Origin of the sequence: Umezakia ovalisporum Ak1311 (genome assembly GCF_029891685.1) — a bacterium.
In the GTDB taxonomy this organism is placed as follows: domain Bacteria; phylum Cyanobacteriota; class Cyanobacteriia; order Cyanobacteriales; family Nostocaceae; genus Umezakia; species Umezakia ovalisporum.
The window spans coordinates 14,513-35,542 of the sequence record NZ_JANQDJ010000080.1 but is presented as its reverse complement, the minus strand read 5'-3'; the positions used below and the strand labels follow the sequence as shown (position 1 = coordinate 35,542).

The 21,030-nt window shown below is 40.3% G+C and carries 19 protein-coding genes and 2 pseudogenes; 11 read left to right on the top strand and 10 right to left on the bottom strand.

Features of this window, described 5'->3' with window-relative positions:
* Positions 1–52: 52 nt before the first annotated feature.
* The gene (locus tag NWP25_RS15705; RefSeq protein WP_280652145.1) at positions 53–574 is read left to right on the top strand and encodes a phosphoribosyltransferase; all 522 of its coding nucleotides are present in this window, start codon (positions 53–55) and stop codon (positions 572–574) included.
* Positions 575–598: 24 nt separating this feature from the next.
* Here the strand turns inward: NWP25_RS15705 and chrA are convergent, their stop codons facing one another.
* Entirely contained in the window at positions 599–1,849 is a 1,251-nt protein-coding gene (gene chrA / locus NWP25_RS15700) for a chromate efflux transporter (protein ID WP_280652146.1), read from the bottom strand.
* Between the two features lie 234 nt (positions 1,850–2,083).
* Positions 2,084–3,001, bottom strand: a complete 918-nt coding sequence (locus NWP25_RS15695) for an AEC family transporter (RefSeq protein WP_280656391.1) — start codon at positions 2,999–3,001, stop codon at positions 2,084–2,086.
* 102 nt (positions 3,002–3,103) lie between these two features.
* Between NWP25_RS15695 and NWP25_RS15690 the strand changes: the two genes are divergently transcribed.
* The 3 genes from NWP25_RS15690 to NWP25_RS15680 all read left to right on the top strand — a co-directional run bounded on the left by NWP25_RS15690 (position 3,104) and on the right by NWP25_RS15680 (position 5,511).
* Complete coding sequence (locus NWP25_RS15690; RefSeq protein WP_280652148.1) at positions 3,104–3,916, top strand: M15 family metallopeptidase; 813 nt, start codon at positions 3,104–3,106, stop codon at positions 3,914–3,916.
* A gap of 553 nt (positions 3,917–4,469) precedes the next feature.
* A complete protein-coding gene (locus NWP25_RS15685; protein WP_280652149.1) occupies positions 4,470–5,123 on the top strand; it encodes a MotA/TolQ/ExbB proton channel family protein in 654 nt (217 codons plus the stop codon).
* Positions 5,107–5,511, top strand: a complete 405-nt coding sequence (locus tag NWP25_RS15680; protein WP_280652150.1) for an ExbD/TolR family protein — start codon at positions 5,107–5,109, stop codon at positions 5,509–5,511. The genes NWP25_RS15685 and NWP25_RS15680 overlap by 17 nt, the downstream gene beginning before the upstream one ends.
* 58 nt (positions 5,512–5,569) lie before the next feature.
* Here NWP25_RS15680 and mrdA read toward each other — a convergent pair whose 3' ends face one another.
* A complete protein-coding gene (gene mrdA / locus NWP25_RS15675) occupies positions 5,570–7,378 on the bottom strand; it encodes a penicillin-binding protein 2 (RefSeq protein WP_280652151.1) in 1,809 nt (602 codons plus the stop codon).
* Positions 7,379–7,437: 59 nt separating this feature from the next.
* On the opposite strand from mrdA, the gene NWP25_RS15670 reads away from it, so the two are divergent.
* Positions 7,438–7,626 carry a hypothetical protein gene (locus NWP25_RS15670; RefSeq protein WP_280652152.1) on the top strand — a complete coding sequence of 63 codons (189 nt, stop codon included), beginning with the start codon at positions 7,438–7,440 and terminating at the stop codon, positions 7,624–7,626.
* A gap of 37 nt (positions 7,627–7,663) precedes the next feature.
* On the opposite strand, the gene NWP25_RS15665 is transcribed toward NWP25_RS15670, so the two are convergent.
* The 6 genes from NWP25_RS15665 to NWP25_RS15640 all read right to left on the bottom strand — a co-directional run bounded on the left by NWP25_RS15665 (position 7,664) and on the right by NWP25_RS15640 (position 13,054).
* Complete coding sequence (locus NWP25_RS15665) at positions 7,664–8,761, bottom strand: hypothetical protein (RefSeq protein WP_280652153.1); 1,098 nt, start codon at positions 8,759–8,761, stop codon at positions 7,664–7,666.
* Between the two features lie 490 nt (positions 8,762–9,251).
* Positions 9,252–9,746 (bottom strand): universal stress protein, encoded by a 495-nt coding sequence (locus tag NWP25_RS15660; RefSeq protein ID WP_280652720.1) that lies wholly within the window; start codon positions 9,744–9,746, stop codon positions 9,252–9,254.
* Between the two features lie 150 nt (positions 9,747–9,896).
* Entirely contained in the window at positions 9,897–10,091 is a 195-nt protein-coding gene (locus NWP25_RS15655) for a hypothetical protein (RefSeq protein ID WP_280652721.1), read from the bottom strand.
* Positions 10,092–10,458: 367 nt separating this feature from the next.
* A complete protein-coding gene (gene coaE / locus NWP25_RS15650) occupies positions 10,459–11,055 on the bottom strand; it encodes a dephospho-CoA kinase (RefSeq protein ID WP_280652722.1) in 597 nt (198 codons plus the stop codon).
* 3 nt (positions 11,056–11,058) lie between these two features.
* Entirely contained in the window at positions 11,059–11,946 is an 888-nt protein-coding gene (locus NWP25_RS15645) for a uroporphyrinogen-III synthase (protein WP_374911808.1), read from the bottom strand.
* Between the two features lie 40 nt (positions 11,947–11,986).
* Complete coding sequence (locus tag NWP25_RS15640) at positions 11,987–13,054, bottom strand: transposase (RefSeq protein ID WP_280699737.1); 1,068 nt, start codon at positions 13,052–13,054, stop codon at positions 11,987–11,989.
* A gap of 336 nt (positions 13,055–13,390) precedes the next feature.
* On the opposite strand from NWP25_RS15640, the pseudogene tnpA reads away from it, so the two are divergent.
* Positions 13,391–13,803: pseudogene (tnpA, locus tag NWP25_RS18860) on the top strand (IS200/IS605 family transposase).
* Between the two features lie 45 nt (positions 13,804–13,848).
* Here tnpA and cobA read toward each other — a convergent pair.
* On the bottom strand, positions 13,849–14,592 hold the full coding sequence (gene cobA, locus NWP25_RS15630) for a uroporphyrinogen-III C-methyltransferase (protein WP_280656387.1): 744 nt from the start codon (positions 14,590–14,592) through the stop codon (positions 13,849–13,851).
* 386 nt (positions 14,593–14,978) lie between these two features.
* Here cobA and NWP25_RS15625 point away from each other — a divergent pair, with 386 nt between their 5' ends.
* The 5 genes and pseudogenes from NWP25_RS15625 (at position 14,979) to mltA (ending at position 21,021) form a co-directional block, all read left to right on the top strand.
* Positions 14,979–16,724 carry a diflavin flavoprotein gene (locus NWP25_RS15625; protein WP_280652725.1) on the top strand — a complete coding sequence of 582 codons (1,746 nt, stop codon included), beginning with the start codon at positions 14,979–14,981 and terminating at the stop codon, positions 16,722–16,724.
* Between the two features lie 203 nt (positions 16,725–16,927).
* On the top strand, positions 16,928–18,640 hold the full coding sequence (locus NWP25_RS15620) for a diflavin flavoprotein (protein ID WP_280652726.1): 1,713 nt from the start codon (positions 16,928–16,930) through the stop codon (positions 18,638–18,640).
* Between the two features lie 411 nt (positions 18,641–19,051).
* Positions 19,052–19,231: a hypothetical protein gene (locus NWP25_RS15615; protein ID WP_280652727.1), complete on the top strand. Its 180-nt coding sequence runs from the start codon at positions 19,052–19,054 to the stop codon at positions 19,229–19,231.
* Between the two features lie 301 nt (positions 19,232–19,532).
* A pseudogene (locus NWP25_RS15610) lies at positions 19,533–19,761 on the top strand (hypothetical protein).
* 3 nt (positions 19,762–19,764) lie between these two features.
* Positions 19,765–21,021 (top strand): murein transglycosylase A, encoded by a 1,257-nt coding sequence (gene mltA / locus NWP25_RS15605; protein WP_280652728.1) that lies wholly within the window; start codon positions 19,765–19,767, stop codon positions 21,019–21,021.
* Positions 21,022–21,030 lie beyond the last annotated feature (9 nt).

Here is a 21,030-nt window from a genome sequence, read left to right as displayed (position 1 = left end):
AAAATAAAAAGCTTGTAGTTGAATTCAGTATTACTTAAAAATTACCTTTTCTATGCCAGACCTTTACGTTTCTTGGTCAGATTATCACGAAAAAATTGAACACCTGGCTGCTCAGATATATAAATCAGGCTGGGAGTTCAACCAGATTGTCTGTCTCGCCAGAGGGGGACTGCGGGTGGGAGATATTATTTCACGTATATATCAGCAGCCGTTGGCAATTTTAGCAACATCTTCTTACAGTGGTGCTGGTAAGCAAGAAAGAGGCAATTTAACTTTGTCTCGCCACTTGACAATGACAACAGAAAAGTTAGGTTCGCACATTCTTCTGGTGGATGACTTGGTAGATTCTGGAATCACAATTGAACAGACCATACCTTGGCTAAAGGAAAATAGTAATTTCCAAATTGAGGAAATTCGTACAGCTGTAATTTGGTATAAAGCAAGTTCAAGTATCAAACCAGATTATTATGTGGATTATTTGTGTGACAACCCCTGGATTCATCAACCTTTTGAACATTATGAAAATATGAACCCGGCGGAACTCATAGCTAAGGTCAGTCAACCTTGCTATTGAGTGGGAAGGAGGAAAAAGCCTTGTTTAAAAAGCGCCAGCAATTAAGCCGATAATTCCACCGACGGGGACTAACTGCCATGTGGGACGCTTAAAGCGGATCAAAGCAACTAAAGCTACAATACCGACAATCATCGCTAAAATGGAGCGCCCCAAGGTATCTTGGATTATAGCTGTCTGTGCTAAGGGAACGGCCGCAGCCGCCATCGCTCCCAGCACGGCCGGAGTAACAGCTTTTAAAAAGCTGCGAATTCCAGGTTGGTGACGAATGCGAAGTAAAAGGGGCGCAGCTCCCATAATGAATACAAACGACGGTGTAAAAATCGCGATCGCACAGACTAAAGCCCCTAAAACACCAGCCACCTTATAACCCACAAATGCGGCTGTAATCACCACAGGCCCAGGAGTAAATTCGCCAATAGCCACACCGTCGATAAATTCGCTCTGGGTTAACCAATGAAATTGATTGACTACTTCAAACTCCAATAAGGGGATAATAACTAGCCCGCCCCCGAAGATGAAACTACCCACTTTCAAAAAGAACAATGCTAAGGTCAGATAATACTCTTGAATCCGTTCCAGTCCCCAAAAGCTAGAAACTGCCAATGTCTCAGTAGATACAGTTGCCACTGTTTTGGGCAACTCTCGCATCATGGGTAAAAGCGGAACTAGCCAAGCACTGGTGGGATTTTTTGGCGTGGTTAGTGGCCGGTACAAGATTAACCCGATAATACCCGCCAGGATGAATAGCCATAAAACATTGACTTTTAGTAGCAAAGTCATCATAAGGACGGTAATGGCGATGGTCACACCTTTACTATCAGTAATTGTCCGTTTTGCTAACTTCCAGCAAAATCCAAAGATGATAGCAATGACAACAGGTGTAATCCCTAAAAACAAATCTTCAATTTGCGGTATACCCTGAAAACGAAAATATGCCCAAGACAGAGTTAGCACAATTAAAAAGGCAGGCAAAATAAAACAAATACCTGCTACTAAAGCTCCCCAATGTCCTGCCCGCACATACCCAGTATAAATTCCGATCTGTGTAGAAGCAGGCCCAGGTAACATCTCGCAAACAGCCACACCTTCTAAAAATTGTTCTTGAGTTAACCAGCCCCGGCGGACTACAGCTTCATCATTAATCATCGCTATGTGAGCTTGAGGTCCCCCAAAACCAATCAAGCCTAGCTTGAGAAAAAGTTGAGCCAGTTCTGTTAATCGAACCGATAAACTAGGCTGTATTTCCACAGAGTCGTGATGACTGTGCTGACTCATGCTCAACCTCTTGATGGCGATATGCAGGTGTTAAAAGTAAGAAAGTCAAAAACTGCAGAAATAATAACAATAATTTTAGGAATTAAGCAGACTATAATTATAGTATCGTTATTTTATATCGAAATCTATACTTGTAGACTTGAGACCTTAAGTGAATGGTCTACCCTTAATGTGTAGGGTCTTGGTCCCGCCAGAGGTGAGACAAAATAATCGGCACTCTCTGAAATGCGCGGATCAAAATAGCCATAGCCAAAAGGGGAGAGCAAGTAATAATAACATAGACCCCACCGCCAAGGAGGTAACTGCGAGGTCGCGATCCAGATTAAAAGTTTCAGCAATTACCAACGTGGCAAAAGCTGGAGGCATAGACATTTGTAGCACGATTACCTGTGCTGGTTCCCCAGTAATGCCAAGTACCGGTAATGTAGCACCAAGAATTAGGGGAACTACTAACATCTTAATTGTTAAACTCATCCCTGCCTCTGGTAGCTTGTGCCAAGAATTAAGCTGGGAAAGTCGCATCCCAATTAATATTAAGGTTACAGCAACAACACTCCAACCTAATTTTTCTAGGCTATATTCAAACACACTGGTAAGCGTCACTTTGCGAAACAGCAAGCCAAAGCCAAAACTCCACAAAGCAGGATTAATTAAAATAGACTTGGTAATTTGCCAATAATTCCTAACATTACTGCCGAAATGAGATGCCAATACTATTCCGAAGCCATAAGCCCCGAAAAGCGAACCCAACATATCGTAGAATAAAGCCCAGGCAAAGTATTCTTGCCCCACCAATGCTAGGGTGATGGGAAAACCAAGATAACCTGTGTTACCTACCATTGCCGCTAGGAGTAAACTACCTTGAGTTGATTTTTGGTAGACGGTATTTGTAAAATACCTTTGCCCTTTGATTCCCAACCAAGCCAAGAATCCCCCTAGTGAAATGGCCAGATGGGCGATGGCTGGCGCAATCCAAATCCGTCCTGATAAGTCAGCTTGACGTAAAAAAGCCACGATACTTATGGGTATCCCCACCCAAAATAGCCATTGGCCTATACGGGTAGGAACTGTCTTGGGTAGTTTGCGTCCTAGAATAAAACCTACCAACACTAGTCCTATCAGTTTCGCGTATAGTTCTAAGAGGTTAGCCAAGATTGTGACCTGGAATATATGGATGTAAAGACTACGGAAGATGTTTATTTGTGTCCAGTCTACAATCTTTGATGAATATTGTACAAAGGCAGGAGTTGATCCTTGAATAAAGCCCGGTTTTCTGAACAACCGCATAACTTCTCAGATGACCCTGGTGAAGATATCCCAGTGGCTTTACGCGATGGACCTGAAGTAAAACCCCAGCAACCGCCGCAAACCCTAGTTTTGCTGATGGGAGGGTTAGGAGGGTTAGTCCTGTTAGGTTTAATTGTTGGTTTTTGGTTTTTCGTCGTCGATGCGAAGACTAATGTTGATTCTTTATCACCTAGTCCAACAGCCACACCGAATACACAATCTAGCGATTATGTCAATAGAAAAGATAGAAATGTTGATACGCTGTTAGGTCATTTGAGATATTCAGAAGCCCCAGGGTCAGAACTATTACCAATTACGGTAGATGGGCAAATTAAAATGCGAACAGCTGCAGCTCAAAAGTATAAAGCCATGACACAAGCTGCGCGACGTGAGGGTGTAATTTTAGTGCCAATTTCTGGTTTTCGCTCTGTAAAAGTTCAGGAACAGTTATTTTTTGCTGTTGGTGCTACCCGGAATCAAACCCCAACCCAAAGAGCATCCGTCAGTGCGCCTCCTGGACACAGTGAACATCACACAGGCTATGCTGTAGACATAGGTGATGGTGCAGCACCAGCAACTAATCTCCAAACCAACTTTGAAAATACTAAAGCCTTTAAGTGGTTACAAGGAAATGCTGCCCGTTTTGGCTTTGAAATGTCCTTTCCTGAGAATAATCCCCAAGGTGTGAGTTATGAACCTTGGCACTGGCGTTTTGTCGGCGATCGCCACAGTTTAGAATTATTCTACAAAGCTAGAAATATGAATTCCACACAACCATAAGTGGATATTTGCGTAATCCCTAGAGATATTACTGAATTATGACAGTCTGTCTTTTGACAGACAGAAGAGATTGTGATTAAGTTTTAATCGGGATTGCCGTCATGGTTGAGATCAGAATAATTAACTGCCGATTAACCAGGATGTTTTAATTCTTGGATTTAATTTGTTCTCACCTCATCTACCCTGTAGTGAGCCATATGGGTTTATGATGCTAAACAGTGTTTTCTTAAGCCTATATAGTCGTAAAATTAACTAGGTTAATTTTTGTAAAAAGTTACTTATACAACTCAAAGCTTACGTAAAGTTGCGTCTAAATCAAATGACAATTAGCCACAAAATAACTGCAAAAATTTAAATTAATTCTCTTCGCCTAGATTTCATACAAAATTCTGTGTTGGAATACTTTTCCAGCCTTTGGATTTGTTGTGAATTCTGGATGAATTTGAAAAAACTTCTCAGAAATTTTTATGCTCTCTTGACAAAAAGTATCAATTTACCTGAAGATTATACTAATCTGCCTGTGTATTACTTATTATTATGTGCGAGGCACTAAATGGAAATTAATAATCTGTTTACGGCTGGCGGCGTGGTGATGTGGCCGCTATTTGGGTTTTCGGTGTTAGCAGTAGCGCTGATTGTTGAACGTATCCGGTTTTGGGTGAGAATCAATAACCGTCAAAGCAATGTAATTAGAGAGGTATTGAAACTTTATCGGCTAGATAACGTAGTTGGTGCCTTAGATACACTACGGAAAAATGCAGATTTGCCTTTAGCACGAATTTTTCTGGCGGCTTTGGAATTAGAAGAAGCAAATCCCGAAGAATTTCGTTTAGCGTTAGAAAGTGAGGCCCAAGCTGAAATACCTTTACTGAAACGCTTTCAAAATATCTTTGAGACAATTATTGGTCTAGCACCACTATTAGGTTTACTGGGTACTGTGTTGGGATTGATTACTTCTTTTGCTTCCCTGGATATTGGCGATGTAGGAGGTACAAAAACCGCCAGTGTAACTGCTGGTATTAGTGAAGCTTTGGTTTCTACCGCGGCGGGGTTGATAGTTGCTATGTTTACACTTTTATTTGCCAACTCCTTTAGAAGTTTATATGTCCGTCAAATGGCACTCTTTCAAGAGTACGGGGGACAACTAGAATTACTTTACCGCCGACGCTACGAACGAGGGGAGAAAAACTATGCGTCTACCAGATGAAGCAGATATACCAACACAGATCAACATCGTACCGATGATTGATGTGATATTTGCGATTTTAACGTTTTTTATAATGTCAACGCTGTTTTTAACTCGTTCTGAAGGTTTGCCCGTGAATTTACCTCAAGCGAGCACAGCAACACAACAGCAAGTTCCCATGAAAGTTACTGTTACGGTAGACAAACAAGGAGTAATTAGCGTCAATCGTCAACCTAGTCAAGTTGATTCAATAGCAGAGCAACTGCGGATTATAATTGGTTCTAACTCCGAAGCGTTGGTAATTATTAATGCTGATGAGCAAGTCGGGCATGGTCAGGTAGTGGCAGTTATGGATCAGGTGCGTCAGGTAAAAGGGGCAAAGTTAGCGATTTCCACTCAAAAACCCTAAGCATTGGAGTAATTCAACACCATCTTTTTGCCTTTGTCGGTATAGAAATAGAAACCATTTACTTTGGTTGCTTATATTTACCAGGGTACTTGCGTTGAAAATAGTCTTTCATAATTTCTAAAAGCATTGGCCCCGCAGTACTACCACCACCACCTCCAGAATGTTCAGCGAAAGCTACAATCACGATTTCTGGTTGATCTACCGGAGCATAAGCGCCAAACCAAGCATGATTTCTTTTCACCCGACGCTGCCATGCTTCAGCTGTACCTGTTTTACCTGCTACTGGGGGAAGTGCGGGGTTATTCAAAACTTTACCAGTACCTTCAGTGATTACCTTTCTCAGTCCATCACGAAGAATTGTAATGGTTGTCGGCTTCATATTCACAGATTCTCGCCAGCTTTTTGCTTCTTCATTATCTTTAAGCAAATGGGGCTGGACTCGGTAGCCGCCATTAGCTGGTACAGCAAACATAACCGCAACTTGCAAAGGAGTACTTAATAAAGCACCTTGACCAATTGACATATTAACAGTGTCACCTACAGTCCAAGGCATCTTCCAAGTTTTTTGTTTCCATTGTTCATCTGGCACTAAACCCCTTGTTTCTTCCGAGACAAACTCAAAGCCAGTTTTCTGACCAAATCCAAATTTACGAGTCCATTCAATTAAAGTAGGGCCACCCACTCCCCTAGCAATTTGATAAAAGAAAGTATCACTACTCCACTGCATTGCGCCCACAAAACCTAAAGGACCGAATCCAGCGTGGTTCCATTCACCAAATCTTATCCCACCAATAGTTAAGGAACCGTAAGTTTGTAGGACTGTGTTGGGAGAAAATTTCCCTGATTCCAGTCCAGCTGCTGTAGTGACAATTTTGAAGGTACTGGCGGGAGGAAAAGCACTCAGGGCACGATTAACTAGAGGATGGTTTTCACCTTGGACACTTTGCCAATCTTGTTGCGATAGTTTTCCTTTAGAGAAAATATTTGGATCAAAGGTGGGACGAGACACCATTGCTAAAACTCCGCCATTTTTGGGGTCAAGTGCCACAATGGCACCATTGTATTTGCCCAAAGCTTTGTTTGCCGCAATCTGTAGATTTAAATCTATGGTTAAATTAACATCATTACCGGGTTTTGCCTTTTTTTCTCCTAATACCCGAATGGGACGACCTGCACCATCCACTTCCACTTGCTGACCGCCCCATTCACCCCGGAGAATATTTTCGTAAGCCTTTTCAACCCCCATCTGACCAATGACATCTCCTAATCGGTAGCCTAACTTCCGTTTTTGTTTTAACTGTTCGGCAGTTAATTCTCGCGTATAGCCGAGTACATGGGCTAATTCTTTACCGTTTGGGTAGTAGCGAACAGCTTCCGTATGTATCTCTACACCTTGTAACTCGCTTTGATATTCTTTGAGGGCAGTAATTTGAGCTTCACTGAGATCACGAGCAATGCGAATTAGTGAAGAAGAGTTGGGGCCGGCCTCTTCTAATTTTTTTTCTATTTCCTGTTTGGGGATATCCAGAATTTTTTCTAGACGGGAACCAACAACCAACCATCCGGCTTTAGTATGCGCCATTGGCCAGAGATATACAGAACGAGGATGACGCGTACTAGCTAAAAGTTTACCATTGCGGTCAAAAATATTACCCCTTTCTGGCTGTTTGGCAATTATCCGCACTCGGTTAGCCTCTGCTTTGGCACGGTTGCGCGCTCCTTCAACAATTTGTAAGTATCCCAACCGCACCCCTATTCCACTAGTCATTAAGAGGGTAAATGCAATTAGAAATACCGACTGAAAACTTTGCCCAACGGTGCGTGTATTGTTTTTTCGTCCCAGTGAAAATGGTTGTAATAAGGTCATAAAACAAAGAAATTTTTGAAAGTACTACTATGTATCTGATGATACTAAAGTGATACTAAATGCCTGCTGAAAACCGATTGTCAAATCGCTTCCTTGGACATGGTTCCGCCTTGAGTATAATATTAACTATAGTTGAGACTATTGCAATCGCACTTTTGATTAAGTTTGGTGGAGCTAAAGAATATAAAATGGGGAGTGAGAAAAATAGCTTCTTGAATCATCATCAGTCATCAACTCAAGTTCAATAGCCTGCTGACCACTCTGAATAATAGGCGCAAGCTTCAATTAATCAAAAAATCCTTGTTTTAATTTTGACCACAGCAAACATACCACTCCCATTACTAGGAGTGATACTGAAAATGAAGGTTCGGGGACGGGCTGAAGGTTTTGTCCGTGCTGGTAGGGCATTGGGCCAAGGGCAGTGCCGGAGGCAATTCTATTGCTTTTAATTTTACCGAGTAATGCCAAAAACTGCTCAATGTCTGTAGATATATTACCGTTATTTTGAGAAAGAATCAGTCGGTTAAATGTCTCTGTCTCTGACACACCCAAACCTCCTGTTAAGGGCAAAAATTTTTCACCCATTATGCCTATCAGCGAATCAATTAAATTATCAACATCAGTCTTAATATCTAGCGGAAGCGATTCTGATTTGCTGGTGCTTTTGTCGTTACCAATAATGGTGTTGTTATCGTCAAAAATCCAGTTACCATTACCAATAATGGTGTTGTGATTACCAAAGTCCCAGTTACCGTTGCCAATAGTTGTATTGTTTTCACCAAAACCCCAGTTACCGTTGCCAATAGTGGAATTGTCACTGTTGAATTGCCAATTACCATTACCTAAAGTTGAGTTGTTACTGCTTTCATCCCAATACCAGTTACCATTACCGAGGTTTGTGTTGTTACTGCCAAATAGCCAGTTACCATTACCAATAGTTGCATTGTCATTATTAAAGTTCCAATTACCATTGCCAATAGTTGCGCTATCACTACCAAAATCTGAGTTGAAATTACCAATATTTGCGTTATCACTACCAAAATTTCTGCTGCCATAACCAAAGGGTGGGTTGTCTTGATTAAAAGATGAATTATCTCCATCTGTAAATGAGTTACCACTGCCACTGACAACTTCATTTTCACCCAGGACTGATTGCAAGCGTCCAAAAACTAATTCATTAAGTTGACTGCTAACACCACCGGCAAAGGGGTTAATAACGCTATTGCCTACAGGTTTTTCATTGCTAATATCGTTAGTGTCACTTAAAAGTAAATTTTCTGCTAAAACTTCATCTATGCCTGCAAAGGGTGGTTTTTGAGGCTGAAAATCGCCAATTAAAGTCTTTTCTCTACTCTTAAATAAATTGATATCAGTACTTTCCATTAATGAAAATTCTCCATTTTGTTCTGTATAAATATTGTTAATATGGCAAGATTAAATAGAGGTCTATTTACTTGGTGTTAATCAAATAGCTAGTTTCAGTTTTGATGCCTTTAATTTTTGAGATAATTATTTTACCCAATAAATAAAAGAGAATAGAGCTGTAATTAATATTAATCCCATGAATAATATATTTAATTCAAGTTATAATTTAAATGAAAAATATTTTTATATAATTGTCATTTTATTAGATAACTGCGAGTCATCGAAACCTCAGTAATTACACTATTATCAAGGATAGCGCTGTAATTACTTACCATTTTTAGATTGCTTGTCTACACTGCGTTCTAGTTGCTATAACAAGCTTTGCTTGCGTTAATTATGATTACATAAAAATTGACATAAAAACAAGAGAATCCCAGCTTTTTGAAGATACCGAGATTCTGAAACTTTTAATTCTCAATGGCTGATATATTGCACCTAAACAAGAAATTTACATTGTGGTAGGAATACGTCCTTGTACTATCAACATCGAGCAAGGGGCATGATGTAGTACGTAATTACTGACGCTACCTAACAAAAACTCACTTATTCCTGTGCGACCTCGACGACCAATAATAATTAAGTCGGCTAGCCCATTACGAGCAACCTCACAAATTATTTTGCCAGCATCACCCAGGCTTTGGGTAAACTTAGTTTTGACACCTGCATTAATTGCTGTTTCAGTCAGGGACTGCAACCAATCTAGTCTTTGTTTTTTTAGTTCTTCCCACTCTTGGATGTAACTATCCATAGGCATAGTTGGTACAGATGGATAGATGGTATCTGGTTGTGTAAATACAGGACTGATGTAGGGATCTTCTAGTGGTGATAATACGTGTAGTAACATGATTTCAGCGTTAGCAGCTTTTGCTAAAAATACACTATGTTCAAACACGTATTGACTCATTTCTGATTTGTCTACAGCTACCAAAATTTTGTGATACATACTTAACATTCCTTAGTATTTGGTTGGATCTATTTAACTTGTCTATATGCTTATTTTAGTTTGTACAAAGAAATTGCCTGTACTGGGAAAGTTAAAAATTATTCTGATGAAAGTAATTCTTTTGACTAAAGTAATCTCAAGTATGAGTTTTTAAATTTGTTTTAGTAAAGCTATCCATATATCGGGTGGATCAAAGTAGTAATTAATTTCTTCGATTTGATATACATAAGAATGAGATCCAACTTGTAAAATAATGCGATGGCCCAACCTAAGTTTGCCTACAGCAGTCATGTATCCCGTAGCTCCTTCATTGACCAGATCAAATACATAATCTCTAACCAGCACTAAATGCCTATAATCGTGTGTTTTATACTTATTACTTGATTAATGTCTGAGATTTGCCAACCAACGGAATAAATTAAACTTGAAATTAAATTTTAGCCTGACCAAAGGCAAGAGTATTTTTTTCGTAATTAACTTGCCAAAGAATAATTGAAAACCAAGTACATCCGAACATTTAGGGATAACCGACCTAGATAATGCTCCCGTGAGCCTTTAATCTCAGGAAGACGTAAAAATTATAGTCATAAATTTACCATAACGCACCAGACAATGTACGGTATTGCTGGTGCTGCATCCATGGTGGAATTAGTGTGACTTTGGAGATTATAGTAGGTAGTGCCAATTAATTAATTTTGTCACAAGGCAAAACTTAACTACTAATATTCGTAGCAAAAGCAGTGTCTACCTGTTTTAGCAAAGACTCTAGATTCGAGGAATTATCTAAAATGACGTCTGCACGGGCTGCTTTTTCTGCTAGGGATAACTGGCTATTGATACGACCTTGGGCTTGTTCTTGAGTTAAAGCATTTCGCTGCATTAATCTTTCCAATTGCTGCGACTCAGAACATAGCACAACCCAGATTTCCGTTACTAGGTTAGTCATCTTTGCTTCAAACAGCAGAGGGACAACTAACATAAGTTCTTGTGATAGTGATTGAGCGATCGCTTCCTGAAACCGACGCAGTACGTAAGGATGAATTAAACTTTCCACCCACAGGCGTTCTTCTGGCTGTGTGAAGATGATGGCGCTTAAATTTTCCCGGTGCAGACTGCCATTTGGTAGTAGAATCTGTTCACCATAACGTTGAGCGATTCTGCCGAGAATTGGCGAACCTATATCCACAGCATCCCTTGCATAAATATCTGCATCAAAAATTGGCAGTTTCTGGGTGCTAGCCAAATAATTAGCCACAGTGCTTTTGCCGGTAGCAACACCTCCTGTCAAGCCAATGATACGTTTATTCATAATCTAAGATTTTTCCACCCATTTAATCAATGCTTCTGTTAAGCCATCTAAAGTATATTCCTCAGCTTCAATGTTGACCCGCCCCAATAAAGCATGGCAAGTTTTCGAGGTTTGGGGTCCAATAGAAGCAATACAACTTTTAGCCAACAAGTGACCGATGTCAGAAGAATGGGAAAATGTTTCTTTTATGAGTTGACAGAAAAAATTCACAGTTTTAGAACTAGCAAAAGTAATTATATCCACAGTCCCATTTTGCAAAGCTAATTTTACCGATTCTGGTATGGAGCTAGGACAGCGAGATTGATATGCAGCCACTTCTACAACCACTGCACCTTGAGCAGTTAACTCTTGAACTAAAATTTCTCGTCCACCGCTTTCTACTCTAGGAAATAATACTTTTCTCCTTTGTAGCGGTTCTGGGAAATTCGCTGCCAGGGAATCAGCTACAAAGTTAGCAGGAATAAAATCAGGAACCACACCGCGTTGCTGGAGGCTGTGGGCTGTTTTTTCACCAACAACAGCAATTTTTATCCTTGCTAAAGCAGGGATATCTTTACCTTTGGCAATTAATCGCTCAAAAAAGTAATCCACACCATTAGTAGAAGTGAAAATTAACCAGTGAAAATCAGCCAAACAAGCGATGGCTTGATCCAAATTTTCCCAACTAGAAGGCGGAACAATTTCTAAGGTGGGCATAGAAATCACCATAGCGCCCAATGCTGTGAGGCGATGGACAAATTCCCTGGATTGTCCAGAAGAACGAGTTACTAGGATAGTTTTACCTTTGAGAGGGAGATGAAAAGATGAAGAGAAATTATTGGACATAGGTAGAGGCTGAAAAACTTTTTCTTCTGAAGATATTTTTTTAGGGTGTAAGTAATTGCTTGACATCTCACCTGGTTGAAACACAGGGCATTCTAAACTGATGTTGCTACCCAGGCTGAAGCCGTGGGACGCAACCTTTAGGATATGATCTACTTAATCCATTAAATAAATCAACCCGTATTGGGAGTGTCAAAGCTCCCCTACCCACCTTGGCTAGGTTAGCACCTAGCTGTGTGGCTACTTTTGTTAAAATATTTGCAGCACCATTACAGTAAGCGTTTGCCAGTATACCAGCAGAAGTTTTGTACAATCCGCGTTTTACCCTTTGACCTGACGGTTTCCATCCGTCGAGTTTTTCACCATGTTTGTAGAGGTAATCGCCAATCGTTATTTTTATGCCATATTCTGGACAAATTTGTTTAAGACGTTCAATTAGACCACCCGTGGGAATGGAAACAAAGTTTTGACTTCCACACTTACTCATCTTAGAGCTATTTTTCTGCCCATGATTACAGCCAATAATCAGATTACCAATTCTGTCGTTAAGACATTGATTAATAATAAATCGTGCTGCTTTGTTAATAGCATGCTGCATTTGATTATTGCGTTGAAGTTGCACTCTATCTAAGTTAGAGTCCCAATAAAAATCAAATTTATTTTGTTTGTATTTGGCTACTAAGGGACAATAACCTTGATTTATTGATTTGAGTGTGCGTCCATCAATAATTAGGCTTTTACCGCGAGTGGAAACACCTGTTAACCAGTTAGTGCCACGGTGGTCAAAACTCCACCCTTGGGAATAATCTAGCTCCGGGTTAGTGTTGACTGGTTTGTTACAGTTATCAATTACCCAATCTATCCAAAATTCACCTAAATAAGGTTTAATAGTAACTTCTTTTACCCAGTGTGAATCAATTAAATTAGGTAATTGCAAAGTTATTTCTGTTAGTAATTCCGGCTTAGTTTTTTTCCTGATTGATGGATAAAAGCAACCATTTTTCCACGTTAATGCTTGACGGGGAAATGTAACAGCAGCAAAACCGCCACCCTTTCTATATTTTGGTAATGAGGGTTTATGAACATCACCCTGGTAATACAGTGCAACTAGTTTGTTGTAACTGGTTATTGACTCTCCCACAGATTTAAGCATCTGCCGTGCTGACTGAGGTGCCATCGCTTTGTAGTGAGGGTTATTTTTGAGGATTTTATCTAGCTGTAGGTACGTGGTTTTGCAATGATAAATTTTCCAGCCATGACGTAATTCATCACCACGCCAGTGGGTAGTAAAATAATTATCACATTCCTCTAAGCTTGCATAATAAGCCTGCCCAGTTGCATATATGGCGCAATTAATTAAACTATTTAACTGTTGGCATTGGTCAATCCAAAAAGCTTTTTGTTCATAAGTAAACTTTGCTTTTAGCGGGATTCTTATGTAGAATTTTTCATCACCTCCTGTATTTTATAATAATAGTTACTATAATATTTGACAACAATATTCTTAGTAAATATGGCTAAATTATCTAGGGAAGACCATGAATACAGGCGCACCGAGAACTCTGTATCTTCAATTAATTACCATTTTGTTTTTGTACCAAAGCGTAGAAAGTCAGTATTAATTAAAAAGGTTGCTAAAAGGTGACAAGAGATTATTTTTGAGCTAGTAACAGAGCATGGACGGCGACTTATTGCGCTGATGGTTCAACCTGACCACGTTCATTTATTCATCAATGCTCTTACCCATGAATCACCAGCAGATATTGCTAGATGGGTTAAAGGTAGAGTATCTCATCACCTAAGAAAAGAGTTTCCATAACTAAAAAAATACCTGCTATGTGGACATTGACTTACTTTGTAGCGTCAACAAATCAGGTAAGCGCTGAGGTAGTTAAAAGGTATATTGAAAGTCAACAAGGGAAATGAGGAAACATGGGTATTTATCCCCCTGACTCGCGTTTCATCCCCTCGCTAAAGCATAGGGGTTCTCAGGCTCCCACTATTTTTTGATAGTCTTACAACTTCGCCAATAACAATTACCACTGGAGAGAGAGAAATGTTTGCAGTTTGTTCCAGAATATTATTTAGTTCCCCTATCCAAATTTTTTGATGAGGAGTTCCCGCTTGCCTGATAATAGCAATAGCAGTAGAAGGCGATCGCTGATTCCTAAGAAGTTGCTGTACAATTTCTGGCAAGCACCGGCCACCCATCAATATTACTAAAGTTTCCAACCGAGATAATGCTTCCCAGTCTAAAACATCTGGTTCATGGGCTGTAAACACTGCAAAACAACGACTAAGTACAGCATCAGTCAAGGGAATTCCTGCCATCAATGGGGCTGCAAGAGCTGAGGAAATTCCTGGTACTACTTCAAATTCACAACCAGAGGCTTGCAAGGCTTGAATTTCTTGGGTGCAGCGCCCAAAAATAAACGGATCGCCTGATTTTAATCTTACCACTTGTTGTTCTTGCAAACAGTGCCGCACAAGTAACCAATTAATTTCGCTTTGTGGAGTACTTTGTTGACCACCACGTTTACCAACATTGATTTGTAGGCAATCAGGAGAAACACACTGTAACAATTGCTCATCTACCAAAGCATCGTAGATTAATACTTCAGCTTTAGCCAAGAGATGATAAGCCTTCACAGTCAGATATGCCACATCTCCAGGTCCAGCACCCACAAGATAAACTTTGCCTTTTTTTTTACTCATTTATTTTATTAGCCCGCAAAACAGCCAATACACAAAGTAATTTTACATTAAGAGTCGGCTTAACTTTGTGTCTAGGTTGGGGTTTTCTGGGTTCAAAACTTTCATTCTATGCTTTTTATTACGAATTTGTTTTTATCAAAATAAGATATGTATGATGTTTTTTGGGTGGTTAAAAGTTCTCAATAATTATCAATATTTAAAAGTTTATGTCGGTGGCATAATTAATTCACTATCTATGATTTAAGTGCTAAAAAATGCTGAAAAACCGCTATAAATGCTACAGGGTTAATTTATAGAAATAACATCTTGATTACAATCTTAAAAATAAATTTCAGGGACAATGAGTGCAGAAAAGAATACTAAAATTTCTAGCTCGGAGATGAAGAATGGTAGCGATCGCAGAGAATGTACAGCATCGACTAACTATACAGACTGTAGAAATTGCTCCTAATACAACGGCGATTCGCTCTCTTGATTGGGATCGCGATCGCTTTGATATTGAGTTTGGACTGCAAAACGGTACAACATATAACTCATATCTAATTAGAGGCGAGCAGACAGTTTTGATTGACACTTCTCACCAGAAATTTCGTCAATTGTATTTAGATACACTCAAAAGCCTTATTAACCCCAAGATTATTGATTACATAATTGTTAGCCACACAGAACCAGACCATAGCGGCTTAGTTGAAGATGTGCTTCAGTTGGCTCCCAGAGCAACAGTATTAGCTTCAAAAATTGCTCTCCAGTTTTTAGAAAGTTTAGTACATGATCCATTTTCTAAGCGAATTGTTAAAAGTGGCGATCGCATCAATATTGGTAAAGGACACGAAATTGAATTTGTAAGCGCACCTAACCTGCACTGGCCAGACACTATTTTCAGCTACGACCGCAAAACCGAAACTTTGTTCACTTGCGACGCTTTTGGGATGCACTTTTGTGACAATCGCACTTTTGATGAAGATTTAGAAGCTATTGAAGCTGATTTTAGATTTTACTATGACTGTCTTATGGGACCTAACGCTCGTTCTCTGCTCAATGCTATGAAAAGAATGAGCGAACTGGGAAAAATTAACATGATTGCCAACGGTCACGGCCCCATACTTTACCATCATTTAGAAATATTAACAGAGTGCTACCAAGTTTGGAGTCAAAGACAAGCTAAAACAGAAACTACGGTAGGCTTATTTTATGTTTCTGAGTATGGGTATGGGCAGCAAATCGCTACAGCTATAGCCGAAGGCATACAAAAAACCGGGGTTGGAGTAGAAGTCATTGATATCAGCACAGCTGAACTGCAAGAAATTCAGGAATTAGCAGGTAGAGCCAAGGGGGTTGTAATCGGGATGCCCCCATCTACAGATATTACAGCCCAAGCTGGGATTAGTTCATTGTTATCTGTTGTCAAAAACAAGCAATTAATTGGCTTGTTTGAAAGTTACGGGGGTGATGATGAACCTATTGATACTTTGCGGCGTAAATTTATCGACTTAGGTGTGAAAGAAGCTTTCTCAGCTATTCGCATTAAAGAAACTCCTTCAGAAAATACGTTTCACCATTGCCAAGAAGCAGGCATAGATTTGGGACAATTGGTAATGCGCGATTGCGGCGAGAGCAGTACCAAAGGCAATCGCAACATCAAGCAAATCAAATCTCTTGATGTGAACATGGAAAAAGCTTTGGGGCGCATTAGTAATGGACTGTACATTGTCACCACCCAAAAAGGTAATATCAAAAGTGCTATGTTGGCTTCTTGGGTAGCCCAAGCTAGCTTCCAACCTCTAGGATTCACCATCGCCGTAGCCAAAGACCGCGCCATTGATTCATTAATGCAAGTAGGCGATTGCTTTGTCCTCAATGTTCTAGAAGAAGGAAATTATCAAGAACTGAAAAAGCATTTTCTGAAGCGCTTACACCCAGGAACAGACAGATTTGCTGGGGTCAAATTTCAAACTGCCAAAAACGGTTCTCCTATTCTCACTGATGCTCTCGCATACATGGAATGTGAAGTTGAAAAAAGCATGGAATGCAGCGATCATTGCATTTTATACTGCACTGTTCAAGAAGGTCGTGTTTCCAAGGCTGACGCACTGACAGCAGTTCGCCATCGCAAAGTAGGCAACTACTACTAATTGGAGGCTGGGTATTGGGGAATGAGGAGTAGGTTCAAGAACTTTCTCCCTACTTCTGAATTTCTTTTCAATATAAATCGCGTTTTCCATATTTTATGCGATGGCGACTTAGTAAAAATGAATTTTGCACGCTTCTTGAAATTTGCTAAAAACTGGGCAATTTCTCTTTGGTTTTTCATTTGGCAACACTTCACCAAAAATCTATGAGCAATTCCAAACCCCGTGATGTACAAGTTCTCCCCATTGCTACAGACACAAAAATTATTAGAGCGCGTAGCTGGTCACGCTTGCGGTTTGAAGTTGAATACGCACGAGAAAGAGGTACTACTTCCAATTGTTATTTAATTGAAGCAAGTCAAAGTGCAATTATTGACCCGCCTGCTGAAACTTTCACTGAAAATTATTTAGCAGCATTGCAGCAGACCTTTGATTTAAAAAACTTGGATTATGTGATTTTGGGTCATTTTAGCCCTAATCGGGTGCCAACTCTCAAGGCAATTCTGGAATTAGCACCCCAGGTTACTATTGTTTGTTCTCTTCCTGGTGCTGCTAATTTACGTTGTGCTTTTCCAGATAACACACTGCAAATTTTAGTTATGCGGGGCAAGGAAACCCTAGACCTAGGTAAAGGTCACATTTTAAACTTCTTGCCCATTCCCAGTCCTCGTTGGCCAGAAGGACTTTGTACTTACGACCAGCAAACTCAAATACTCTACACAGATAAATTATTTGGCGCTCATGTCTGTAGCGATGAAGTGTTTGATGAGAACCCTGAATTATTCAAAGAAGACCGGCGCTACTACTATACTTGTCTCATAGCTCCTCAAGCTCAACATGTACAAGCAGCTTTGGAAAAAATATCAGATTTCCCTGTGAGAATGTATGCTCCTGGTCATGGCTTATTGGTGCGTACTGGACTGATGGAATTGACTAAGGCTTATGCAGAATGGAGCAATGCTCAAAAAAATCGCGACATATCCGTAGCTTTATTGTATGCTTCAGCTTATGGAAATACAGCGATTTTAGCTCAGGCTATAGCTTTGGGACTAACTAAGGGTGGAGTTGCTGTCCAATCCATTAACTGCGAAATTGCCACCCCTGATGAAATCCGCGCTGCTATTAAACAATCTGATGGTTTTATCATTGGTTCTCCCACTATAGGGGGTCATGCTCCTACTCCCATTCATACTGCTTTAGGTATTGTCTTGGCTGTGGGTGATAGCAGCAAGCTTGCAGGTGTTTTTGGTTCTTACGGTTGGAGTGGGGAAGCTTTTGATTTAATTGAAGGTAAACTTCGCGATGCTGGCTATCGCTTTGGATTTGATACACTCAAGGTCAAGTTTAAGCCGGATGATGTAGCTCTCAAGTTTTGTGAAGAAGTTGGTACGGATTTTGCACAAGTTTTGAAAAAAGCTAGAAAAGTCCGTTTACCCCAACAAGCTGCTAGTTCTATGGAGCAAGCGGTGGGTAGAATTGTTGGTTCGGTTTGTGTTGTTTCGGCTAAACAAGGTCATGTTTCTACTGGGATGCTAGGCTCTTGGGTTTCACAAGCTACGTTCAACCCACCAGGACTGACTGTGGCTATTGCCAAGGACAGAGCCATTGAATCTCTGATGTATCCAGGTAGTAAATTTGCTTTAAGCATCTTGGAGGAAGGTAATCATTTAGAATACACAAAGCATTTCCGCAAAACTTTTGCTCCTGGCGAGGATAGATTTGTCAATTTTAGTACTACAGTTGCAGATAATGGCTGTACGGTTCTTGCTGATGCAATAGCTTATGTAGAATGCTCGGTTAACCAATGTATGGAATGTGGCGATCATTGGGTAGTTTATGGAACTGTTAATAATGGTAAGTTAATTAAGCCTGATGCTGTGACTGCTATTAATCATCGTAAAACTGGCACTCATTATTAACAGATTAATCAATAATAATTTGTACGCTAAGATTCCTGCCACAGTTTCAAATTTGGCGGGAGCTTTTTTGTGAGCCTATATATTGCCTTAATTGACTTCTGCAATTCGTACACTCGTGACATCTGTTCATGGAAGGCTCAACCAACCTTGGCAAAAAAATTTTCCTTTATAGACTCTAGCAACTGGTACGTCTAGATCTATAAGTAAAATAGTTTTCTTGATTAGGAACTTTTATCCTCATAGACACTATAGCAAATCTGACAAAAATATTTAGGTAAGATTCCGCAATTGTCACCAAGACAATTGAATATGTATCATGTCATCCTAAACTAGCAAATCATGGTCTGGCAAGTTCTCACATGACCTGTCAGCTACTCTGTCGCAACGTTTTTATACTATTTTGTTCCTCCTATGTCACCACAACACAACAAGATTAAATTTCCTTTTTGGGAATATCTGAACCAACCCTTATTTAGTCGTAATTCTAATTTAGAATTAAATCCTCGTCGTTTTGCCCATGGTTGGCGAATTAGACTTCTGGAACGGTGTTTGAATAGAGAATGTGATGCCAAGGGTCCTCAACAGTATTAATTCACGTTGCGAGTGATTAAGTTAAAAATACACTAATCTAGAAACATACTTTTACACAGTATGTTTCTAGGTTTGAATTATTGGAGCTAGTTTTGAGAGCTACCAAGTATTTCCTTGAGTTTTTAGGGAACTGCTAAAAGTGCAGGCCGTCTAAAGTGAAAGCAACTGTGAATCGTGAGGATTGATGTGTTATTAATTGAAATTTCCAACAAAAGCTTTTGGGCTTTTGGTATGCTTACCCTGTTCATCAGGCCTTACATGGTTAACAATGAGTTGAATATGTTTTAAGTGATTCCATTTTATGCCTAGGACACCAATAGAAGGTGGTCACCGATAAGAAGTTTGTTTTCCCAGTTTTCAAGATTTTCAAAAATGGTACATCAGTTCCCTTATGCCTAAATTTGACTCTAATGAATTGATGAACGTACCAATCAAGAATATTCAGCAGGACTACTTAGTAGTACATCCGATTCGGATTTTGGCAAAAAGTAGAACCAATTTTTAGCTTTAGTGTTGAAAGATTAAACTAAATCATGAGAAAAAGCCTTGCTTTGGTTTCCTTAAGTTTGGGAATTGCCTTAATAAATACTATCTGGTCAGCTGTGGCTCAGGTTTCTGTCCCCTTAACAGTACCAACTAATCCTAAAACACAACCGCCAGTCCAGCCCGCCATTCCTAAAACCCAGCGGCCTCCCCTTAAACTTCTCCGACTGGGAAATAATTGTACTCCCAGACACGCTTGTTTGGGTTGGGATGAGCAAATTTGGCACCGAGGGGGTAAGTCTGGTGATCGTCAGGCTTTATTGGTAGCAATTGACCATAGTTTGAGCTACTTGCAGAGAAATAGTGCGATCGCAGCGTATCAAAACTATCCAGTTAAGGGAATTACCCATGACCGCGTGGGTCGCAGTTTAATTCGTTTCCGCCAGCTATTGATTAATTCCAAATCCCCCGCAGAACTGCAGGCCTCCGTTCGTCGAGAGTTTGCCTTTTACAAGTCTGTGGGTAATGATGGTAAAGGCACCGTGAAGTTTACTGCTTACTATGAGCCTATTTATACTGCCAGCCGTGTGAGGACTCATGAATACAAGTATCCCTTATATAGACGGCCACCAGACTTTGAGCAATGGGCTAAACCTCACCCCAGACGAGTGGAATTGGAAGGTCAGGACGGTTTATTAGCTGAGAGAAGCCAGTTAAGTGGTTTGGAAATGCTGTGGTTCCGCCATCGTCTAGATGCATACATGATACATATTCAAGGTTCTGCCCAAATTGAGTTAACTGATGGGACAAAAACCTCTGTGGGCTTTGCCGGGGGAACAGATTACCCCTGGACTAGTATTGGCGGACAACTGTCCAAAGATGGTAAATTAGCGGCAAATCAATTAAATATGCCTGGTATAGTCAAGTTTTTCCAAAGCCAGCCCCAGGAATTGAGTAATTATCTACCGCGGTGGGACAGATTTGTTTTCTTCCAAGAAACCGCCGGTAGACCGGCTACGGGTAGTATTAATGTACCAGTCACAGCTGAGCGTTCCATTGCTACAGATAAGTCGCTCATGCCTCCGGGGGCACTAGCACTGATTCATACTTCCTTACCATATCCCACTGGCAATGGTCAAATGGAATATCGTACTGTGAGCCGCTTTGTACTAGATCAAGACACAGGAAGTGCCATTAAAAGCCCCGGAAGGGTCGATTATTTCATGGGATCTGGCAAAGTGGCAGGAGATCGCGCCGGGGTTACAGGTGGTAACGGTTCACTATATTATTTACTGCTCAAAAAATAGGGAGGGAGG

Bases quoted from the DNA above. Each gene is read 5' to 3' on its own strand.
- NWP25_RS15705 (WP_280652145.1), top strand. From the start codon at position 53: ATGCCAGACCTTTACGTTTCTTGGTCAGATTATCACGAAAAAATTGAA.
- chrA (WP_280652146.1), bottom strand. From the start codon at position 1,849: ATGAGTCAGCACAGTCATCACGACTCTGTGGAAATACAGCCTAGTTTA.
- NWP25_RS15685 (WP_280652149.1), top strand. From the start codon at position 4,470: ATGGAAATTAATAATCTGTTTACGGCTGGCGGCGTGGTGATGTGGCCG.
- NWP25_RS15680 (WP_280652150.1), top strand. From the start codon at position 5,107: ATGCGTCTACCAGATGAAGCAGATATACCAACACAGATCAACATCGTA.
- mrdA (WP_280652151.1), bottom strand. From the start codon at position 7,378: ATGACCTTATTACAACCATTTTCACTGGGACGAAAAAACAATACACGC.
- NWP25_RS15670 (WP_280652152.1), top strand. From the start codon at position 7,438: ATGCCTGCTGAAAACCGATTGTCAAATCGCTTCCTTGGACATGGTTCC.
- NWP25_RS15665 (WP_280652153.1), bottom strand. From the start codon at position 8,761: ATGGAAAGTACTGATATCAATTTATTTAAGAGTAGAGAAAAGACTTTA.
- NWP25_RS15660 (WP_280652720.1), bottom strand. From the start codon at position 9,746: ATGTATCACAAAATTTTGGTAGCTGTAGACAAATCAGAAATGAGTCAA.
- coaE (WP_280652722.1), bottom strand. From the start codon at position 11,055: ATGAATAAACGTATCATTGGCTTGACAGGAGGTGTTGCTACCGGCAAA.
- NWP25_RS15645 (WP_374911808.1), bottom strand. From the start codon at position 11,946: ATGTCAAGCAATTACTTACACCCTAAAAAAATATCTTCAGAAGAAAAA.
- NWP25_RS15640 (WP_280699737.1), bottom strand. From the start codon at position 13,054: ATGGCACCTCAGTCAGCACGGCAGATGCTTAAATCTGTGGGAGAGTCA.
- cobA (WP_280656387.1), bottom strand. From the start codon at position 14,592: ATGAGTAAAAAAAAAGGCAAAGTTTATCTTGTGGGTGCTGGACCTGGA.
- NWP25_RS15625 (WP_280652725.1), top strand. From the start codon at position 14,979: ATGGTAGCGATCGCAGAGAATGTACAGCATCGACTAACTATACAGACT.
- NWP25_RS15620 (WP_280652726.1), top strand. From the start codon at position 16,928: ATGAGCAATTCCAAACCCCGTGATGTACAAGTTCTCCCCATTGCTACA.
- NWP25_RS15615 (WP_280652727.1), top strand. From the start codon at position 19,052: ATGTCACCACAACACAACAAGATTAAATTTCCTTTTTGGGAATATCTG.
- mltA (WP_280652728.1), top strand. From the start codon at position 19,765: ATGAGAAAAAGCCTTGCTTTGGTTTCCTTAAGTTTGGGAATTGCCTTA.